Annotated in this window: 27 protein-coding genes; 8 read left to right on the top strand and 19 right to left on the bottom strand. The window is 43.7% G+C overall.

Annotation, left to right across the window (positions count from 1 at the left end; all coding sequences use genetic code 11):
• The 9 genes from HNQ82_RS10315 to HNQ82_RS10280 all read right to left on the bottom strand — a co-directional run bounded on the left by HNQ82_RS10315 (position 1) and on the right by HNQ82_RS10280 (position 3,545).
• Positions 1-207, bottom strand: a complete 207-nt coding sequence (locus HNQ82_RS10315) for a DUF1657 domain-containing protein (protein WP_183249368.1) — start codon at positions 205-207, stop codon at positions 1-3.
• A gap of 6 nt (positions 208-213) precedes the next feature.
• Entirely contained in the window at positions 214-570 is a 357-nt protein-coding gene (gene spoVAE / locus HNQ82_RS10310; protein WP_012575626.1) for a stage V sporulation protein AE, read from the bottom strand.
• On the bottom strand, positions 567-1,583 hold the full coding sequence (spoVAD, locus tag HNQ82_RS10305; RefSeq protein WP_183249366.1) for a stage V sporulation protein AD: 1,017 nt from the start codon (positions 1,581-1,583) through the stop codon (positions 567-569). The genes spoVAE and spoVAD overlap by 4 nt, the downstream gene beginning before the upstream one ends.
• Positions 1,580-2,062, bottom strand: coding sequence for a stage V sporulation protein AC (spoVAC, locus tag HNQ82_RS10300; RefSeq protein ID WP_183249363.1), 483 nt, complete (start codon positions 2,060-2,062; stop codon positions 1,580-1,582). The genes spoVAD and spoVAC overlap by 4 nt, the downstream gene beginning before the upstream one ends.
• Positions 2,063-2,074: 12 nt before the next feature.
• Positions 2,075-2,530 (bottom strand): YhcN/YlaJ family sporulation lipoprotein, encoded by a 456-nt coding sequence (locus tag HNQ82_RS10295; protein ID WP_183249360.1) that lies wholly within the window; start codon positions 2,528-2,530, stop codon positions 2,075-2,077.
• A gap of 58 nt (positions 2,531-2,588) precedes the next feature.
• Positions 2,589-2,792 carry a DUF1657 domain-containing protein gene (locus tag HNQ82_RS10290; RefSeq protein WP_003395336.1) on the bottom strand — a complete coding sequence of 68 codons (204 nt, stop codon included), beginning with the start codon at positions 2,790-2,792 and terminating at the stop codon, positions 2,589-2,591.
• Between the two features lie 84 nt (positions 2,793-2,876).
• A complete protein-coding gene (locus tag HNQ82_RS10285; RefSeq protein WP_085789384.1) occupies positions 2,877-3,068 on the bottom strand; it encodes a phage holin family protein in 192 nt (63 codons plus the stop codon).
• Positions 3,069-3,084: 16 nt separating this feature from the next.
• The gene (locus HNQ82_RS14695) at positions 3,085-3,207 is read right to left on the bottom strand and encodes a hypothetical protein (RefSeq protein ID WP_281380819.1); all 123 of its coding nucleotides are present in this window, start codon (positions 3,205-3,207) and stop codon (positions 3,085-3,087) included.
• Positions 3,208-3,278: 71 nt separating this feature from the next.
• Positions 3,279-3,545 carry a hypothetical protein gene (locus tag HNQ82_RS10280; protein WP_055440388.1) on the bottom strand — a complete coding sequence of 89 codons (267 nt, stop codon included), beginning with the start codon at positions 3,543-3,545 and terminating at the stop codon, positions 3,279-3,281.
• A 155-nt stretch (positions 3,546-3,700) separates the two neighbouring features.
• Here HNQ82_RS10280 and HNQ82_RS10275 point away from each other — a divergent pair, with 155 nt between their 5' ends.
• A complete protein-coding gene (locus HNQ82_RS10275) occupies positions 3,701-4,420 on the top strand; it encodes a BMQ_0737 family morphogenetic spore coat protein (RefSeq protein ID WP_032100720.1) in 720 nt (239 codons plus the stop codon).
• Between the two features lie 34 nt (positions 4,421-4,454).
• Here HNQ82_RS10275 and HNQ82_RS10270 read toward each other — a convergent pair whose 3' ends face one another.
• Entirely contained in the window at positions 4,455-4,715 is a 261-nt protein-coding gene (locus HNQ82_RS10270) for a hypothetical protein (RefSeq protein WP_032100721.1), read from the bottom strand.
• Between the two features lie 199 nt (positions 4,716-4,914).
• Between HNQ82_RS10270 and HNQ82_RS10265 the strand changes: the two genes are divergently transcribed.
• Complete coding sequence (locus HNQ82_RS10265; protein WP_032100722.1) at positions 4,915-5,592, top strand: hypothetical protein; 678 nt, start codon at positions 4,915-4,917, stop codon at positions 5,590-5,592.
• Positions 5,593-5,613: 21 nt separating this feature from the next.
• Here HNQ82_RS10265 and HNQ82_RS10260 read toward each other — a convergent pair whose 3' ends face one another.
• Entirely contained in the window at positions 5,614-5,946 is a 333-nt protein-coding gene (locus tag HNQ82_RS10260; protein WP_055440572.1) for a DUF1360 domain-containing protein, read from the bottom strand.
• A gap of 125 nt (positions 5,947-6,071) precedes the next feature.
• Between HNQ82_RS10260 and HNQ82_RS10255 the strand changes: the two genes are divergently transcribed.
• From HNQ82_RS10255 to HNQ82_RS10240, 4 genes are read left to right on the top strand one after another with little or no spacing between them, the layout of a single operon-like run.
• Positions 6,072-6,401 (top strand): hypothetical protein, encoded by a 330-nt coding sequence (locus HNQ82_RS10255; protein ID WP_032100724.1) that lies wholly within the window; start codon positions 6,072-6,074, stop codon positions 6,399-6,401.
• The gene (locus HNQ82_RS10250; RefSeq protein WP_343053487.1) at positions 6,367-7,686 is read left to right on the top strand and encodes a UDP-glucose dehydrogenase family protein; all 1,320 of its coding nucleotides are present in this window, start codon (positions 6,367-6,369) and stop codon (positions 7,684-7,686) included. The genes HNQ82_RS10255 and HNQ82_RS10250 overlap by 35 nt, the downstream gene beginning before the upstream one ends.
• A complete protein-coding gene (locus HNQ82_RS10245; RefSeq protein ID WP_183249356.1) occupies positions 7,683-8,624 on the top strand; it encodes an NAD-dependent epimerase/dehydratase family protein in 942 nt (313 codons plus the stop codon). Before HNQ82_RS10250 ends, HNQ82_RS10245 begins: the two co-directional genes overlap by 4 nt.
• Before the next feature lie 2 nt (positions 8,625-8,626).
• A complete protein-coding gene (locus tag HNQ82_RS10240) occupies positions 8,627-9,763 on the top strand; it encodes a glycosyltransferase family 4 protein (RefSeq protein ID WP_183249353.1) in 1,137 nt (378 codons plus the stop codon).
• On the opposite strand, the gene HNQ82_RS10235 is transcribed toward HNQ82_RS10240, so the two are convergent.
• From HNQ82_RS10235 to mgtE, 4 genes are all read right to left on the bottom strand, one after another.
• On the bottom strand, positions 9,747-10,103 hold the full coding sequence (locus HNQ82_RS10235) for a CotO family spore coat protein (RefSeq protein WP_183249351.1): 357 nt from the start codon (positions 10,101-10,103) through the stop codon (positions 9,747-9,749). The genes HNQ82_RS10240 and HNQ82_RS10235 overlap by 17 nt on opposite strands.
• A 327-nt stretch (positions 10,104-10,430) precedes the next feature.
• Positions 10,431-11,000 (bottom strand): DUF5626 family protein, encoded by a 570-nt coding sequence (locus tag HNQ82_RS10230; RefSeq protein WP_183249349.1) that lies wholly within the window; start codon positions 10,998-11,000, stop codon positions 10,431-10,433.
• 136 nt (positions 11,001-11,136) lie between these two features.
• A complete protein-coding gene (gene fabI, locus HNQ82_RS10225; RefSeq protein WP_032100729.1) occupies positions 11,137-11,913 on the bottom strand; it encodes an enoyl-ACP reductase FabI in 777 nt (258 codons plus the stop codon).
• Positions 11,914-12,004: 91 nt separating this feature from the next.
• On the bottom strand, positions 12,005-13,327 hold the full coding sequence (gene mgtE / locus HNQ82_RS10220) for a magnesium transporter (protein ID WP_183249347.1): 1,323 nt from the start codon (positions 13,325-13,327) through the stop codon (positions 12,005-12,007).
• A gap of 113 nt (positions 13,328-13,440) precedes the next feature.
• On the opposite strand from mgtE, the gene HNQ82_RS10215 reads away from it, so the two are divergent.
• Positions 13,441-14,604, top strand: coding sequence for an FtsW/RodA/SpoVE family cell cycle protein (locus HNQ82_RS10215; RefSeq protein WP_183249346.1), 1,164 nt, complete (start codon positions 13,441-13,443; stop codon positions 14,602-14,604).
• A 42-nt stretch (positions 14,605-14,646) separates the two neighbouring features.
• Positions 14,647-15,381, top strand: a complete 735-nt coding sequence (prpE, locus tag HNQ82_RS10210; protein ID WP_183249344.1) for a bis(5'-nucleosyl)-tetraphosphatase PrpE — start codon at positions 14,647-14,649, stop codon at positions 15,379-15,381.
• On the opposite strand, the gene HNQ82_RS10205 is transcribed toward prpE, so the two are convergent.
• Genes HNQ82_RS10205 through HNQ82_RS10190 form a run of 4 tightly spaced genes read right to left on the bottom strand, consistent with a single transcriptional unit; the run spans position 15,378 to position 18,091 of the window.
• The gene (locus HNQ82_RS10205) at positions 15,378-16,256 is read right to left on the bottom strand and encodes an RluA family pseudouridine synthase (RefSeq protein ID WP_183249342.1); all 879 of its coding nucleotides are present in this window, start codon (positions 16,254-16,256) and stop codon (positions 15,378-15,380) included. The two genes, prpE and HNQ82_RS10205, sit on opposite strands and share 4 nt — an antisense overlap.
• 12 nt (positions 16,257-16,268) lie before the next feature.
• Positions 16,269-17,060: an NAD kinase gene (locus HNQ82_RS10200; protein ID WP_183249340.1), complete on the bottom strand. Its 792-nt coding sequence runs from the start codon at positions 17,058-17,060 to the stop codon at positions 16,269-16,271.
• Positions 17,061-17,065: 5 nt separating this feature from the next.
• Entirely contained in the window at positions 17,066-17,704 is a 639-nt protein-coding gene (gene yjbM, locus HNQ82_RS10195; protein ID WP_183249338.1) for a GTP diphosphokinase, read from the bottom strand.
• Positions 17,705-17,716: 12 nt separating this feature from the next.
• The gene (locus tag HNQ82_RS10190; protein WP_183249336.1) at positions 17,717-18,091 is read right to left on the bottom strand and encodes a UPF0738 family protein; all 375 of its coding nucleotides are present in this window, start codon (positions 18,089-18,091) and stop codon (positions 17,717-17,719) included.
• Between the last annotated feature and the right edge of the window lie 153 nt (positions 18,092-18,244).

Raw genomic sequence — 18,244 nt, 5'->3', positions numbered from 1 at the left:
CTACATCCCCTTATATTGCGGCTCTTCGCGCTCAAGCGTCGAAATGCGCCCTTTGAGCGCCGCAATCATTTGTTCCGTTTCAAGCATCGCTTCATGAAACGCACGTTGCGCCTCATCGTTTGTCGAAGTAAGCGCTAATTGCTGTAACGTCGCATGAATCGCTTTCATGTTCGCTAAACTTTGTTTTACTTGTGAACCGATCGTCATGTTCCTCTATCCTTTCGGTTTGAATAATAATGCTCCGATAAAACCGAACACAATTGCTGCCGAAATGCCGGCGCTTGTCACTTCAAACATGCCCGTTAACACCCCGACGATGCCGTGTTTTTCTGCTTCTTGCATCGCCCCATGCACGAGTGCGTTGCCGAAACTTGTAATCGGAATCGTTGCACCAGCACCGGCAAAATCGATAAGCGGTTCGTACAACCCAAACCCGTCTAAAATCGCACCAGCAACGACGAGCGCGCTTAACGTATGCGCAGGTGTAAGTTTAAATACATCAAACATCACTTGTCCGATGACACAAATAAGCCCTCCAACGACAAACGCCCAAAAAAACATCGCCATCATAAATGATCGCCTCCATACTCAATCGCTACCGCATGCGCGATGCACGGAATCGTTTCGCCTTGTTGAAACGTCAGCGGCGATAAAAGCGCCCCTGTCGCGACGACGAGCATGCGTTTGATTTCCCCACGCTTCATCCGATTCAACAAATGTCCGTATACAACGGTCGCCGAACATCCTGCCCCGCTTCCTCCCGACAACACCGGCTGCCCCTCGCGGTAAATAATTAATCCGCAATCTTGATACCTCTCCTCTTCTAGCTCCATCCCGTTTTTTCGTAGTAAATCAAGCGAGACGGTGCGTCCGATTTTTCCTAAATCGCCTGTCACAATTACATCGTAATACGACGCATCCATTTGCATATCGCGTAAATGGGCTTCAATCGTATCGACTGCCGCTGGCGCCATCGCTCCGCCCATATTAAACGGATCGGTCAACCCCATATCAACGACGCGACCGATCGTTGCAGCTGTAATGCGCGGGCCGTCCCCTTCACTCCCGACGAGCGCCACGCCTGCTCCGGTCACCGTCCATTGCGCGGTTGGCGGCTTTTGCCCTCCGTATTCGGTCGGGTAGCGAAACTGCTTTTCAACCGCAGCGTTATGGCTCGCAGCACCTGTTAATATGTACTTCGCCCCACCATAGTTGACGATAAATGCACTTAACGCAAGTGCTTCCATCGACGTCGAACAAGCGCCAAATACGCCGAGATACGGAGTGCTAAGCGTGCGCGCCGCAAAACTTGACGGCGTCATTTGATTAATTAAATCGCCAGCAATAATAAATTGCACGTGTTCTTTTTCAATGCGCGCTTTTTTCATCGCCTGAAAAAACGCTTCTTCAAATAGCACTTTATGCGCTTTTTCGTACGAATCTTCCCCGAGCCAAAGGTCTTCATGCAATAAGTCAAAATCATCAGCAATGTTTCCGTTCGCCTCAAACGGTCCGCCGACTGTCGCAGTGGCGACGATGACTGGACGGTTTTCAAATACCCACGTACGATGTCCTTTCATCATCCGAGTCCACCCCATTTGATCGCAATCGTTTTAATGAGCGCCACGACAAAGGCAGAAAACGTACCGAATAAAATAACCGAACCTGCTAGTTTAAACATATTTCCACCAACGCCAAGCACAAACCCTTCCGTTCGGTGTTCAATCGCAGCCGAAATGACGGCGTTGCCAAACCCGGTGACAGGCACCGCGCTCCCTGCCCCAGCAAATTGTGCCAATCGGTCGTACACACCAAAACCAGTTAACAACATTGCAAGAAACACCATGGTAGCCACCGTTGGATTGCCGACTGTTTTTTCCGTAAAGTCGAAAAAGTACATATAAAAATAGGAAATGGCTTGACCAATCGCGCAAATGAATCCACCAACAAAAAAGGCACGCACACAGTTTTTCAACACCGGGCGCTTCGTTTCCCGCGCTTGTTCAAACTGATGATACTCTTGTTGAACGGGTGTTAAATTTTTTCGTTTTTCGTTTGCCATCCTCTCACCTCACTACGTTTGTTCTTCACTTAATTTTTGAATGACCGTCACTTCTTTTTCGATCGCTTGTTCACTTATGTTTTTCGTTTCGATTTTTTGTTTTAACGCTTTCGTTTTCCAAAAAATTTTTAAATCGTGCGATGCGATCACTTTTTCGCGAAATTGTTCATTCAGCGCTTTGCCTACCTCTTTTTCAATTTGTTTCATGCGAAAGCGATGCAAATGTTTCACTTGATACGCAACTAACAATCGACCGTTTGCTTGAACGGCAACCGCATCTTTCACATCTTCGCGTGCCTTTAACATCTGTACTGCTTTTTCGGCATGTTGTTGGTCGCTTCGTTTCGCGCTTCCATCATGGCTGACGTTTGTGATGTTTTCTTGTTGAAGCGATTGTTGTTGTTCTTTTTGTTCATGCGCACAACTCATGAGTAAAAAAACGGAAATGAGTACAAACCATTTTTTCATGGCGTTCACCTTTCTATTCATGTAACGAAAGGGCGTCCGCATGGGACACCCGATTCACTTATTGTTTATATTGTGGCTCTTCTTGTTCAATTTCTTGCAGGCGTGGCGATAATAAATCAACGATAGCTTGCGTTTGTTGTGCTGCTTGTTGATACAATTGCTTCGCTTTTTCATTTTCTGTTTGCAACGCAAACGTTTCAAAGCTTGCTTGCGCCGATTTTAATCCCGCTAACGTTTGTTTCACAGAACTGGCGACAGTCATAATGACAACCTCCTTTGTTTTTTCACACCATAGCATGCACCTATGCGAAAAAGTTATACAAAAAAAAATAGCCCCTGAAAGGAGCTAACATTTATCGCGATATCCTTTACCGAGCGATGGGTTATTCAAAATCCCAGCCATCACTAAAATACTTAAAAACGCATTCCATAATTGCTCATATTTTCCTAAATCTAAATCGACCCCAAACGTTTGAAGCAAAAGTGGAATAAATGAACCGATCGCGAGCCATAACCCATAATTTTTAAAGCGCTCCATGTTTCTCTCCCCTATGCTATTGTTTTTTCATCTTTTTCCCACATCCGCAACCACCTGTTTTTTTCACAGGTGCTGGTGAGGACGTATATACTTTCGCTGTTTGCGATCCACCGAGGACAATCGGTTTTTTCTTTTCCATTTGCAACCCCTCCACATGTGTAAGATACAATAGCATATGAAAAAAATGGAGCAAGCGACTATGCGTTTTCCCTATTTCTTTTTTTCCGCAAATGAAAATGGAGTCGCCATCGGCAATTGTCCGCTATGCTTCAACGTTTGTTGTCGCTTAATATTGTGCATAAACCATGAATCTGTTCCTTGTGCAAATACTTGTTTTGTTATTTGTTCGAGCTGCTTTTTTAGCTCTTCGTTTTCTTTTTTTAACCGTTTAATTTCTTGATAACGTTGCTCACTTAACGCTGCTAATTCTTTTAACAACACATTTTCCGCCCGCAACACGTCTAGCTCATTTTGCATATGCCCACCCCTTTCTACTACATAACAATTCAACATGGCGCTCATTTATGACAAAAAAATTCCGCACATATCCCTGCACACTTACCTACCTTTCTCATACTATACAGTAGTCCCGATACATGCGACGGGAAAAACTGAAATAGGAGGAACGAGGCATGACGCATCATAAAGAGCGTAAAGAAAAAGTGTGTATTAAAACACGCAAAGTGTATGACTGGGTTACTCGTCAAGTCGATGTGCCGTTGCGTAGTTTTTCAAATGGGGATTTGGAAAATATTTTTCCTGAAAGCAAATGTCCACGCCACGGGCAATCGGTTTGCGACTTTTTCGCATCAAACGGCTTAAGTGCTGGCGATTTCTCGATTCGCTGCTTCTTAACAGACGATGAAGGAAACCGCATCGACCAAACAGTTGACAACAATGCACTCATTTGCCAAGAAATTTTACAACCAAATGGACGCCAACCTGTTCACGTCACACTTCCATCAGGCGATACAGTGACATTACAAAAAGTGAAAGTGCTTGTGAAAGGTCACGTTGTCGTGCAAGTTGTCAATGCGAACGGTCACGTTGTTTGCGAATCTTCTCCAATCCCATTTGCCACGGCACAAACATTTATCTTATGCGCACCAGAAGGCACAATGCTCGATTGCCACATTTCGTTTTTCGAATGTGACGCAAGTTTAATTTGCACTGACAACTTCTCACAGCTTGATGTATCCATTACATTATGCTTAGAAGTGCAAATGGAAGCAGACGTGAAACTTGAAGTCGAAGCACGCTACTGCCAACCGCGCGAAGAAATTTTAGAAGCAACACTTTGCCCAACAGACAAATTCCCACCACAATGCCCAGAAGTATTCCCAGCACATTAATGAATGAAGCAGGCTCACATACAGCCTGCTTCTTTTATATGTTCAACATGTAGCTGATTACCGTATATGTGCAAGCCATCCAAAAGGAATAAGAACGATAGCACGTATTTTTCACTTCTTCTGAAGACCTATTCCACATATATCCACTTCCATGTATATAAAAAAGAAAACTTGTGGCCATCACACCGACGAGAAACGTCCATTCCATATATGGCACGCCTGTTTTTTCACTTGCTGCATATGGAACAAAAAATAAAAATACGATTGTAGTCAAAATAGAAAACGATGTTCTCATTCAATCACACCTTTATTTTGGTATATATGACATATGATAAAATAAAATGAATATTGAAACAACAAAAGGAGGGGATGACATGAAATGACGAAAAAAATATGGGTCGTATTTTTCATTTGTTCGATGTTTATCGTTCCACCAAGTCATATGACTCCAAATGGTTGGCAAGGATGTCCAGAATGCTTATAGGGGGGAGGAGATGAACAACCAACATATTCAACTGCAACAAAAAATTATTCATTATCGCTCGGAAGTGGCAAAATATAAACAACTATTACAACTGATGGAAACAGAACTGAAACGCGAGCAACTGCGCAACGAATACGTACAAAAACAGCTTGAACGAATGGACGAATACGAACGAACGATTGAGCATCTGAAACAACAACTTCTTTTTTACGAGGTGGCGCTTGAGGAAGAAAAAAAACGAAAAAAAGAAATAAAAAAAGAAGACATCGTGCGCGCCAACGCCTATTTTGCATATGCGGTCATGATCCCAGAAGAAAAAGAAGAACATGTGACGATTATTGGCGATTTCGTCATTGAAAATATCGGCAATACGCCGCTCCATGACCCGATCATTTGCCTTCGTCTCCGCCCTGCCGATCACGCTCAATTCAGCGGAAAATTTTCATTTCGCCAACTGCAAGAGGAAGATGGCTGGACGTTTGCAGTCGAAGATTGGCGTCAAAAAATAAAAGACGGGGAATATTGGCTAAAACCGATCGATGAAACGACGCTTTTACCAAATGAACAACTGCGCTTTCCGTCATTTGAATTGCGCGTCATACAAACGGTTGTCGTCGAAGGGTTCGTTTATTTCCGCCAACTGAAACAAGGGGTATCATCTGTGAATCATATCGTTATGAATAAATAAGCAGGCATTCGCCCGCTTTTTTTATTGGCTCCATTTTTGAATCATAACTTCAATAAACGCCGCACATCCTGCAATGGCTAACACGGAAACAATCGGCATGACGATCGGCTTCATATATATCGCTCCGACATACAGTGCTGTTGCACACCATATGCCTGTGCACCAATGACAGCTTAACAACTCCCCGATCCACTTTTTTAGCCCCGTTCCTTTCACGACAATATACGTCTCTCCATCTTGCTCGAACTCATCATGAAACGGCGCACGCAAAAACGATGTAATGCGGTCATATACGAGTAAGCGCGTCAAACGAAATGAAGCGATACATAAAAGAAAAAAGTGAAAAGCATCCATTCTCTCGCCTCCTCGCTTCACTTTATGTTGCTTATGTAAAAAACATGCAGTACGTTCGCCTATTCCGTTTTTTATTGTTTCACATATAATGCAATGAGTCATTTCACAAAAAAGGATGTGAAACTGTGTATAACATTTTTTTCAGCAAAGATTTTTTAGCTCGCCAACGTCACGTACAACATATATGCGCTACGTTTACGACATTAAGTGAAGGAACAGAGTTGCACGTGCATACGAACAAAGAAACATACTATAACGCTCAATTCGTTCAACTAGACACAACATCGAAAACATTAACCATCATCGTCGACCCATTTTATGAACACGGCGGAAAATCAATGATCATCAACTGCCGTGACATCGTCGCAGTGGAGTTTCCAACCGAAGCGCTCGTTGCGGCAACTGAACAAACAACAACAGTTGGAACGAAAAAAACAGAAGACGAAGACGAATAAAGGAAGTGAACTTATGAACGTTTGTATAATTGGTGCCGGTTATGTCGGATTAACAACAGCAGCTGTTCTTGCTAAACTTGGGCATACCGTTCATTGCATCGATGAAAATGAACAAAAAATTGCCGCCTTACAGCGCGGGAATGTTCCGATTTACGAGCCGGGTTTAGCTGAGTTGTTAACCGACTATAAAAGTCGGCTTTTTTTTCATCACAACGAACAACATATACAAGAAGCAGACGTCATTTTTATTTGCGTCGGCACACCGCCAGATTTAAAAGGAAAACCAGACGTCTCGTACGTCCATCGCGCCATGGATACGCTTATTCCATATATAGGCGATCATCAAACACTTGTCATGAAAAGTACCGTCCCGATCGGAACGAACGAACGCATATATAAACGCTTAAAAAATGAAGGAAAACATGTGCGCATCGTCTCGAACCCTGAATTTTTACGCGAAGGCTCTGCCATTTACGATTCGTTACATCCCGACCGTATCGTCATCGGCTTACGTGACGATGATGATCGTTCCCTTTCCGTTATGCAAACATTATATGCTGGCATTCATGCGCCATATGTCGTTACTAGTTTAAACGGCGCGGAAATGATTAAATATGCTGCCAACGCCTTTCTAGCAACGAAAATTTCCTTTATTAACGAAATGGCACGTCTTTGTGAAGCGTACGGCGTCGACGTTGTCGATGTCGCCAAAGGCATCGGGCTTGACGAACGCATCGGGCGACATTTTTTACAAGCGGGTATTGGGTACGGTGGCTCTTGTTTTCCGAAAGATGTGACAGCGCTCATACAAATGGCATATGAACAAATGGTGCGCCCGTATATGTTAGAAGCGACGAAAACGATTAACGATACGCAAATCCATTGGTACATTCAAAAAATGAAACGAACGTTAGGAGCACTTGCTGGCAAACGGATTGCCGTCCTTGGCATCGCCTTTAAACCGAACACAGACGATATTCGTGAATCGCCTGCTTTGTCGTTTATAAAAAAATTGCACGCCCTCGGTGCCGATGTCATCGCCCATGATCCGAAAGCTGTTGTTCCAAACGACGTCAATGTAAAGCAAGCGAAAACAATACATGAAGCGCTTCAAAAAGCGGATGCGCTCATTGTTGCGACCGATTGGGATGCGTATAAACAGTTAAACTGGGAAGAAGTAAAACAAACGATGAACGGAAACGTCGTGATCGACGGGCGAAATTGCTTGCAACGGGACGATGTCATACAAGCAGGATTAAACTATGTCGGGGTGGGACGCGGATGAATATACTTGTTACCGGAGCGGCTGGCTTTATCGGCTCGCACGTATGCGAGGCATTGTTACAGCACCATCATGTCATCGGCATCGATTGTTTCATCGGGCCTACGCCAAAAAAATGGAAAGAAAAAACGATAGACACGTTAAAAAAACATGACCGTTTCACATGGATCGAAGGCGATCTTTTGTCGCTGCCGCTTGACAACATCGTCAAACGAGTCGACGTCATTTATCATTTGGCTGGCATGCCGGGCGTGCGCACGAGCTGGGGAACATCATTTGATTTATATACGACACATAACATATTAGCGACACAACGATTGCTTGAAGCGTGTAAACAACACCGCCCAAAACAGTTCATTTATACGTCAACGTCATCCGTTTATGGCGAAAAACATGGACGCGTGCATGAACAGACGACCCCGACTCCGCTTTCACCGTACGGCATAACGAAGCTTGCTAGTGAACATTTATGCCACGTATACGGCTCGGAGTTTGGCGTACCGATAACGATTTTGCGTTACTTTACCGTGTACGGTCCACGCCAGCGACCTGATATGGCGTTTCACCGCTTTATTCGCCAAATGCTGTTTGATGAGCCGATCACCATTTTTGGCGACGGCACACAAACGCGTGACTTTACGTACATTTCCGATTGCGTTGATGGCACGCTCGCTGTGCTTGGCAACGACAAAGCGATTGGCGAAACGTTCAATATTGGCGGAAAAGAGCGCGCATCTATTAACGACGTCATCGCCACCCTTGAAGAAATGATCGGTAAACGAGCAAACAAACAATATATGAATCAAGCGATCGGTGAACCGAAACATACGTGGGCAGACATTTCGAAAGCGGAACGCATCCTTTCGTACGCTCCAAACGTATCATTGCAAGAAGGATTACGCCGCGAAGTCGAATATATTCGCTCGCTTTACGGGAGGTAGTTATGCGCATCGCCTTCATTTGTACAGAAAAATTGCCGTCGCCTGCAGTGAAAGGGGGCGCCATTCAACTCTTGATTGATGGCATCGCCCCGTTTTTTGCCGAAAAACGTTCGCTCACCATTTTTTCCATTACCGACCCTTCGCTTCCGATATACGAAATACGTGATGGCATCGAATACGTACGTGTACCAAAAGAACAGTACGAACAACATATCGTAAACGAACTAAAAAAGCGCACGTTTGACGTCATTCACGTGTTTAACCGTCCCGCAAACGTGTTATTTTACAAACAAGCGGCACCAAACAGCCGCTTTGTCACAAGTTTGCATAACGATATGTTTTCACCGATGAAAATGAAACGTGACGTTGCCGAACGAGTCATTGCGGAAGTGGATCTCATCACAACCGTCAGCGCGTATATGAAACGCACCGTCACAAAACGATACGATGTGCCAGACGATAAAATTCAAGTCGTCTACTCCGGCGTTGATGTGACGCGCTACACGCCGCCATGGACAGACGAAGGAAAACAAATGCGCACCACTATGCGACAACGCTTTATTGCCGAAGACGATGACGTCATTTTATTTATCGGACGATTAAGTGAAACAAAAGGGGTACATGTACTCATTGAAAGCATGAATCACGTATTAATCCACCATCCAAAAGCAAAACTCATCATCGTCGGCGGGAAATGGTTTAGCGACAACCGCCCGAACGAATACGTTCGCTTTCTTCATCGGCTCGCCAAACCTTACAAAGACCGCATTCAATTTACGAACTATATTCCGTCTGAACATATTCCACACGTATTCACAATCGGCGATGTGTTCGTTTGCAGTTCGCAATGGCACGAGCCGCTCGCCCGCGTGCATTATGAAGCAATGGCCGCAGGCATACCGATCATTACGACAAACCGCGGCGGAAATAGCGAAGTGATCGAACATCACAAAAACGGGCTCGTCATTGACGACTATGCGTCGCCAAAAGCGTTCGCCCGCGCCATAAACGAACTGTTGCACAACAAAGAAAAAGCGCTCGCCCTTGCTTACGAAGGACGAAAACGGGCAGAAACGACGTTTTCCTTCGCAAACACAGCCGAGCAGCTTGAACGTTTATATATTACGATTTGCCAATAAGCGATACCGATACGATATGTTCGATCGGTATCGTGATTGTTTTTTCTTCCTCACTTAACGTAAGGACGACTTTTTTCTTATCGTATGTTTGAATAACGCCTTCATACGTCTTGTTTTTCGTTTTCAACTCACACGTCACTGGCCGAAGCTCGTTTGGCAACGTCGCTAAAAATTCAATGCGCTCGCTCGTATCCATCTCGCGAAAATTCGCAAATGACGGTGGCGGATACGACGGCTTTTCTCTTTTCGTCCGAAACGTTTGTTGCATATAACACGTTTTCGGACCTAAATTTGGCTGAACGATATACAACAACGGTGCATTTTCCACACGTTTTTTCATTCCCACACCCCTCCTTTTTACGACTACTATATGCGCAAAAAGAAACGGGCATGCTAAAAGCTTGATTCCGCCAGTCGAAAAAATGAAATTAACCATTCAAGTTGTCGCTACAGAAGCACAACGAGCTGTGATTAATCTTTCTTCCTCTGTTCTGTTAATAAGTGAATAATCTGTTCATTTTGTTTAATGCGTATATCGCTATTTTTCTTTAGATGGTACAAACATTTCAAAATAAAAAATAATGAAAATACAATAATGATAATAACTACAAGAGAAAAGTAACCCATTAGAAATCATCCTCAATCTATTCGTTTTAAGTAGTAAATTTCACATTCTTGTGCTTATAGTAAGCAAGTTCCCAGACAAAGTTGCCTTGACATAAACATTTGCACCACCAAGTCCACCCAACCATGATACATCAGCAGAAAACTTAGCTGTTTTTTCTGTATAGCTTAAAGAAATATTATTGAGAGTTCCACCGATAATCCAGTAATCATAAGAATACGCTTTAATAATTCTAGATTCTTCAATATTGTTAGGAACATTTACATCAATAAAATAACTAATTCCCATATATGGAGTCGCTGCTTTTACTTGATAAGTTGATTTCCCGTACGGAAAAAGATGCTGATATGACGGTCGATTTATTCTTCCATAATCCTCTCTTTCGGATAACATAATCGGTTCAATAGTAATAGTCATTTCTTTTCCAGATTCATCGACAACTATGATTTCGTGTTTTTCTTGATCCTTCAAATCAAACTGAACTGTAATTTCTTTAGCATCTTCTGTTGCGTTTTTTTGGACAGGCAGTTCTGAAGCATGTGAGAAAGATTCATAAAATCCAAATACAAAAATGTTAGTGAGTAATACTGTGAGAATCCAAATTTTTCTCAATTAACATTCCTGCCTTCTCCTCCATTTCTAATAAATACTAATCGTATTATAATAAATAACAGTGTATAATTCTATAAATTTCATATAATTGTAAAAAAATTAAAAGCTGTTTGGCAAATGCCAAACAGCTTTTAAATTATCGCGCTAAAATGTGGTAGCCAGAGTCGACGTGAATAATTTCGCCTGTGACACCGCGCGATAAGTCGCTAAATAAAAATAGTGCCGTATCGCCTACTTCTTCTTGCGTCGTTGTGCGACGCAGTGGTGCGCGCTCTTCAATTTCTTTTAAAATCGAATTAAAGTCGCCCACGCCTTTCGCAGATAACGTGCGAATTGGACCGGCGGAAATGGCGTTGACGCGAATGCCGTATTTTCCTAAGTCGTTCGCTAAATATTTCACGCTCGCTTCTAACGACGCTTTCGCCACACCCATGACGTTATAGTTTTGCACGACGCGCTCGCCGCCTAAATACGTTAATGTGACGATGCTTCCACCTTCTGTCATTAACTCTTTCGCCGCTTTCGCCACAGCTGTTAACGAATACGCGCTAATATTGTGCGCAAGTAAAAATCCTTCGCGATCGACGTTCATGTACTCGCCTTCTAAATGTTCTTTATTCGCAAATGCGATACAATGGGCAAGACCGTGAATGACGCCAACTTGCTCTTTGATTTGCGCAAAGCATGCCTCAATTTCGTCATCTTTCGTCACATCGCAAGGTAACACAAGCGCTCTGTCATCTTCTAACGTCGCAACTAATTTTTTTACCTCATTTTCAAAACGCTCACCTGCATATGTAAAAATTAACCGCGCCCCTGCCGCATGAAGCGCGCGTGCAATGCCCCAAGCGATGCTTCGTTTATTCGCCACACCCATCACGACGTACGTTTTCCCTTGTAATGATAATTGCATATTCGTTCATCCCCTTAATTTTATGATTTGTTATTAGAACCTAGTATTAATATGATTATAACAAAAAATTCCCTACTTTCAAATAGGGAATTTATAATAAATAGTCCATAAACATCGTCGCTAAACCGAAATAAATGAGAATGCTAATTAAGTCGTTAATCGTCGTAATAAACGGGCCAGAGGCAACAGCAGGGTCGATGCGCAGTTTATGCATAAAAAGCGGAATGAGCGCCCCCGCAACTGTCGCAACCGTCAACGTTGCAAATAACGCTAATCCGACGAGCACACCTAAGAAAAACTGTTGTTTCCATACATACACGACAATCGTAATGACGACGCCACACGATAGCCCAATAAGCAATCCTGTCAACGCCTCGCGCGCAATCATACTCCACTTTCCTTCTTTTTCTAAATCGCCCATCGCAAGACGGCGTACAGCGACCGCTAACGACTGCGTACCTGTATTTCCTGACATGCCGGCAATGAGCGGAATAAACACGGCTAAAATCGCTACTTTTTGTAGTGTATCTTCAAAGCGGCTAATTAAATTCGCGGTCATCATGCCTAAAAACAATAAAATAATAAGCCATGGCAACCGTTTTTTCGCCGCTTCCAACGGATTGTGCTGAATGTCGACATCAGGAACCCCCGCAAGCTTCGAATAGTCATCTGTCGCTTCTTCCGAAATAACGTCAACGATGTCATCAACGGTAATAATACCGAGTAAATGATTGTTCGCATCGACGACAGGGAGGGCTAAAAAGTTGTAATTTTGCATTTTGCGGGCCACATCTTCTTGATCTTCATCAACAAATACGGACACGACACGGTCGTTCATAATGTCGACAATCATTTCATCATCATCCGATGTCAATAGTTCACGAAGCGACAATACGCCGACGAGCTGACGCTGTTCATTCACGACGTACAAATAATAAATCGTCTCCGCTTGCGCCGCTTCTTTTTTTAAAATTTGCATCGCCGAACGCACCGTTTGGTTGGCATGAATGGCGATATATTCCGTTGTCATAATGCTTCCGGCCGTATATTCTTTATAATGAAGCAACCCTTGAATATCTTTCGCCGCTTCATCATCCATAATTGTTAAATAATTCGCCACTTCTTTTTTATCGAGCTCATTTAATACGTCCGCGGCATTATCCGCATACATGTGCGCGAGCATTTGCGCGACAAATAGCGGATCCATTTCCGACAAATAAATTTTATATTCATCTTCTTCAATGTCGAGATGGTCAAAAATTTCCGCCATTTCCGCTGGTGATAAATATTCATACATCCGCTTTCTTACTTCTGGGCTTTGTTCGACGTAAAACTTCGCCCGATCATACGGATGCAATTTTAAAAACTGTCGGCGAAACTCCTCCATCTTTTCATCATATAAAGCTTGTAACATGATGTTTCCCTCCTCTCGACAAAAATCGCTTTTTTTATTATGCGCGAATCTTTGCCAACTTGCAACCGACAATGTAAAATGATAATGCACGATGAAATGCAGGGGGAACAACAATGGAAAACGAAAAAACGGCTCAAACGAAAATAGATTATCATTTATTGTTTATTTTATTTTTAATCGCAGTCGTGAGCGCCATCGCCATCGAAAGTGCGCGCGAGACGCTTCCTGCTAAACTGCAACATATTAACTTTGCGCAAAAGCAGCTCATGTGGTACGTCATTGGTGCCGTCGTCATTGCTGTAACGATGCTTTTCGATTACGATCGACTATTTAAAATCGCTTGGTATTTATATGGCTTCGGAATCATTCTTTTACTTGGATTAGAATTAAACGTCCCGGGTACAGTAACGATTAAAGGGGCAACGAGTTGGTACAGCCTGCCGGGCGGAAACTTTCAGCCGTCCGAGCTGATGAAAATTTTTATGATTATCGTCATTAGCCGTATGATCGTCAACCATCGCGAGAAGTACCATGATCCGACGTTACAAGACGATTTAAAATTGCTTGGTAAAATCGTATTATCGCTCGTGCCGCCACTTTTTTTACTTGCGCGTCAACCAGACATGGGGATGTCGATGGTGTTTATGGCGATTGCTGGTTCGCTCATTCTCGTGTCCGGCATTCGTTTGCGCATTATCGCCGCCATCGTCGGTCTCGCTGTACTCGGAGCGACAGCGTTTATCGTAGCGTTTTTATATTTTCCAGATGTGTTAAAAATTAAGCAATACCAGCTAAACCGCTTTTACGGCTGGCTAAATCCATATGAATATGCGAGCGAACAAGGATTTCAGCTTGTGAAATCGTTGCTTGCAATCGGCTCAGGAGAGTTATATGGAAAAGGATATAAAAATTTAGACGTATATTTACCAGAATCGCATACCGACTTCATTTTTAGCATTATCGGGGAGCAATTCGGCTTTATTGGCGCAAGCGTCGTCGTGTCGCTCTTTTTCTTATTAATTTACCGCATGATTCAAATTGCATTAGAATGCCACGATCCGTTCGGCAGTTATTTATGCGCAGGTGTTATCGGCATGATTACGTTCCAAGTGTTCCAAAACGTCGGCATGACGATCGGGTTACTACCGATTACCGGTCTTCCGCTTCCGTTCGTCAGCTACGGCGGAAGCTCGCTTGCCACATATATGCTTGCGATCGGGCTTGTCTTAAACGTCCGTTCGCGCACACAAAAATTTATGTTTTCTGCAGAACAATGATAGCCGCTTGTATGCGGCTATTTTTGTAGAAAGGAGCAAAAAATGTACGATATGATTGGCGATATTCACGGTTGTTTTCATGAATTCATGTTATTAACAAAAAAGCTTGGCTACGTCTGGGAAAACGATGTGCCGATTCATCCGAATGGGCGAAAGCTCGCCTTCGTCGGCGATTTAGCTGATCGCGGTCCGCAGTCGTTACGAGTCATCGATACAGTCGTTTCACTCGTTAAACAGCACGGGGCGGTGTACGTCCCGGGCAATCATTGCGACAAATTGTATCGTTTTTTTCTTGGACGAAATGTGCAAGTGACACATGGGCTTGAAACGACAGTTGCTGAATGGGAACGAGCTGATGACAAAACGAAAGCACGCATTCGCACACAGTTTATGAACTTATACGAAAACGCACCACTTTACGCCGTATTAGACGATCGCAAACTCGTCATCGCTCATGCGGGCATTCGGGAAGACTATATTGGCAAATCGAATCAAAAAGTAAAAACGTTCGTCTTATACGGCGATATTACAGGAGAAAAACATCCAGACGGCTCCCCCGTTCGTCGCGATTGGGCAAAACATTACCGAGGAGATGCGCTCATCGTATATGGGCATACGCCCGTTAAAGAACCGCGCTGGCTAAACAACACGGTCAACATCGACACCGGCTGCGTATTCGGCGGACAATTAACGGCGCTTCGCTATCCAGAAATGGAGACCGTTTCTGTTCCATCAACGATGCCATATGTCGCAGAAAAATTTCGCCCGTTTGCCTAAAGCAAACGGGCCATGTCATGAGGGAGCGGCGCATGAAACGTCATCGTTTTTTCGAAAAACGGATGAAAAAACGTCAGCTCACAACTATGCAACGCTTGGCGGTCGATTTGCTCCCGAAAACCGCCATACAAATCATCGCCAACGAGCGGATGACCGAGATAAGAAAAATGGACGCGAATTTGATGCGTGCGCCCCGTTTCTAATTGAATCGACACGTGCGACATCTCGTTTTTATATTGTAATACGGCGTAGTGTGTCACGGCGCGCTGACCGTCTGGTCGCACTTCCCGCTCAATAATGCTTTCTCCTTTTCGCCCAATCGGCGCATCAATCGTCCCGACAAGCGGGGTCACATATCCATGACAAAGCGCTTCGTATCGACGCTTTACCCGACCTTGTTTTTGTTGTTCGCTTAATATATGATGCACATGGCGATGTTTTGCGACAAGCACAAGCCCAGATGTGTCGCGGTCAAGCCTTGTGACGACATGCACCGTCGCTTGCAAATGTTGTCGTTCATAATGATACAATAGCGCATTCGCAAGCGTCCCTTGCGGATGTTCACGCGACGGAATCGTTGCCATATGCGGCGGCTTATCGACGACGATAACATAATCGTCCTCGTACACAATCGAAAGCGGAATCGGCTGAGCGACCATATGTACACTTTTTTGTTCAGGAGGAAACGAAACGCGCACTTCATCGCCTGCTTTTAGCACGTAACGAACCGTTACAGGCATATCGTTCACTTCTATTCTTCCCCCTTGAAATTTAATATCGGTGAGCGCTGTTTTTGAAATATGTTGTTGTTTCAAAAATTCACGAACGAGCATGCCGTCTTGTTGTTGTGTAACGATCCAACGAAGTTGAAACATACAAATCCCTTTCTATTGAATGAATGATTCGCGTACACGCTTCCAAAACGGGAACGGACGAAAACGGGCAAAGCGAATTTTTTCATCGGCGACGCGGCATTGAATCGACTTCACATCTTTATGCAATAGCGATAAATGGTCAATCGTAATTTGAAAATCGACGTCATTGACCGGCTTTAACATACACGTATGATGCGCTGGCAAAATAAGCGGTGAGCCGATCGTTCGGAAAATGCGGTTGTTAATGGACGCCATTTCCGCCACTTGAATCGCTTCCAGCGACGGATGTAAAATCGCGCCGCCAAGCGCTTTATTGTATGCTGTGCTTCCCGATGGCGTCGAAATGCATAACCCATCCCCGCGAAACGTTTCAAACAATTCTCCGCGAATTTCAACATCCATGACAAGCGTGCCGCCCACGCTTTTTACTGTACATTCATTGAGCGCTAAATATTTTGCCTCGCGCCCGCCACTCACATATCGAATCGTTACCTCAAGGAGCGGGTATTCGACGACTTGATACGGCGTTTTCGCAATGGCGATGACGAGCTTTTCAATTTCATCAGGCACCCAATCCGCATAAAAACCTAAATGCCCCGTATGTACTCCGACAAACGCTGTTTGCTCCAACCGACTTCGATAACGATGAAACGCATACAATAACGTCCCATCCCCTCCGACCGAAATGACAATATCCGGTTCATCTTCATCATACGTTAAGGAAAAATCGATTAAATATGTACGAATTTTATACATACATTCGTTTGATATCGTATCCCCTTTTGATATGACCGCAAATTTCACGCGCCTCACCCCTCGTTATCTTTTACCTCTTGCTTACGCGAAAACGCCGCTTGTGCCTCTTGAATTTCAAAACGAATTTTCGACATTTCTTCATCCAATAAATATGCGGCTTCCGCTGCCCGTTGCAATCGCTGTCGAATATCTTCAGGAAACTTGCCGCTATACTTATAGTTTAGCGAATGTTCAATCGTCGCCCAAAAGTTCATCGCTAGCGTTCGAATTTGAATTTCGACTAAAATGTTTTTTTCGCCATAAATCATTTGTACCGGGTAACGAATGACGACATGATACGAACGATAACCGCTCTCTTTTTTTTGCGTAATATAATCTCGTTCTTCGACAATTGTAAAATCGTTTCGCTTGCGCAACAGTTCGACAACCGTTTGAATGTCGTCGACAAATTGACACATCATACGCAACCCTGCAATATCTTGCATTTGTTGTTCGAGTTGATCGAGCGGAATATTTTTCTTTTGTGCCTTATCTAAAATGCTCGCAATCGGCTTCACTCTTCCTGTCACAAATTCAATCGGTGAATGAATGCCTTGCATTTCAAATTGAGCACGCATCCCCTTGAGCTTTACTTTCAACTCTTCAACCGCTTGTTTGTACGGTGCTAAAAAAAACTCCCAATGTCTCTCCATTCAACCACCTACTTATGCAAAAAATGCCGTTACCGCCTGTTCCATTTCTTCACCGTAATTTGCATTTCCTTCAATATTTTCAATTAAGTACGTCACTTCTTCATGAATGCCTTCTAGCTCGATCGTTGCATCACTTCCGACAAGAAACATCGGCTCGTTTGTACGAAGCGCTTCTTTCATCGCCCCCCATACGTCTTTAGGCATGACGACATAAACGAACGCATCACTCGCTTCTAATATGTATACAAACGCACACGCATCAGAATCAACAAGCATATGTCGTTTTGGCTGTAAACCTTGAAGCGACGCCTCACATGTGAAGTACCATCCATGTTCTTTTTTTTCTGCTGTATGCACATATATTTTCATTTTCTGTCCTCCGTCCATCTATGATGTCCGCCTTTATTTTACCACATTTCGCCTATCGTTGTTCACTAGTTGCACTTTTTGTTTGAGTCAAGACTTTGTGGGAGATTTTTTTCTCGACCGATTTTATTGGTTATATATGGTTTTATGGACTTGTTTCATGTAAGCGCTTTT

This window comes from Anoxybacillus tengchongensis (assembly GCF_014201585.1).
GTDB lineage: Bacteria > Bacillota > Bacilli > Bacillales > Anoxybacillaceae > Anoxybacillus > Anoxybacillus tengchongensis.
Note: the sequence above shows the minus strand (reverse complement) of the source record. Positions and strands in the feature narration are given on the sequence as shown.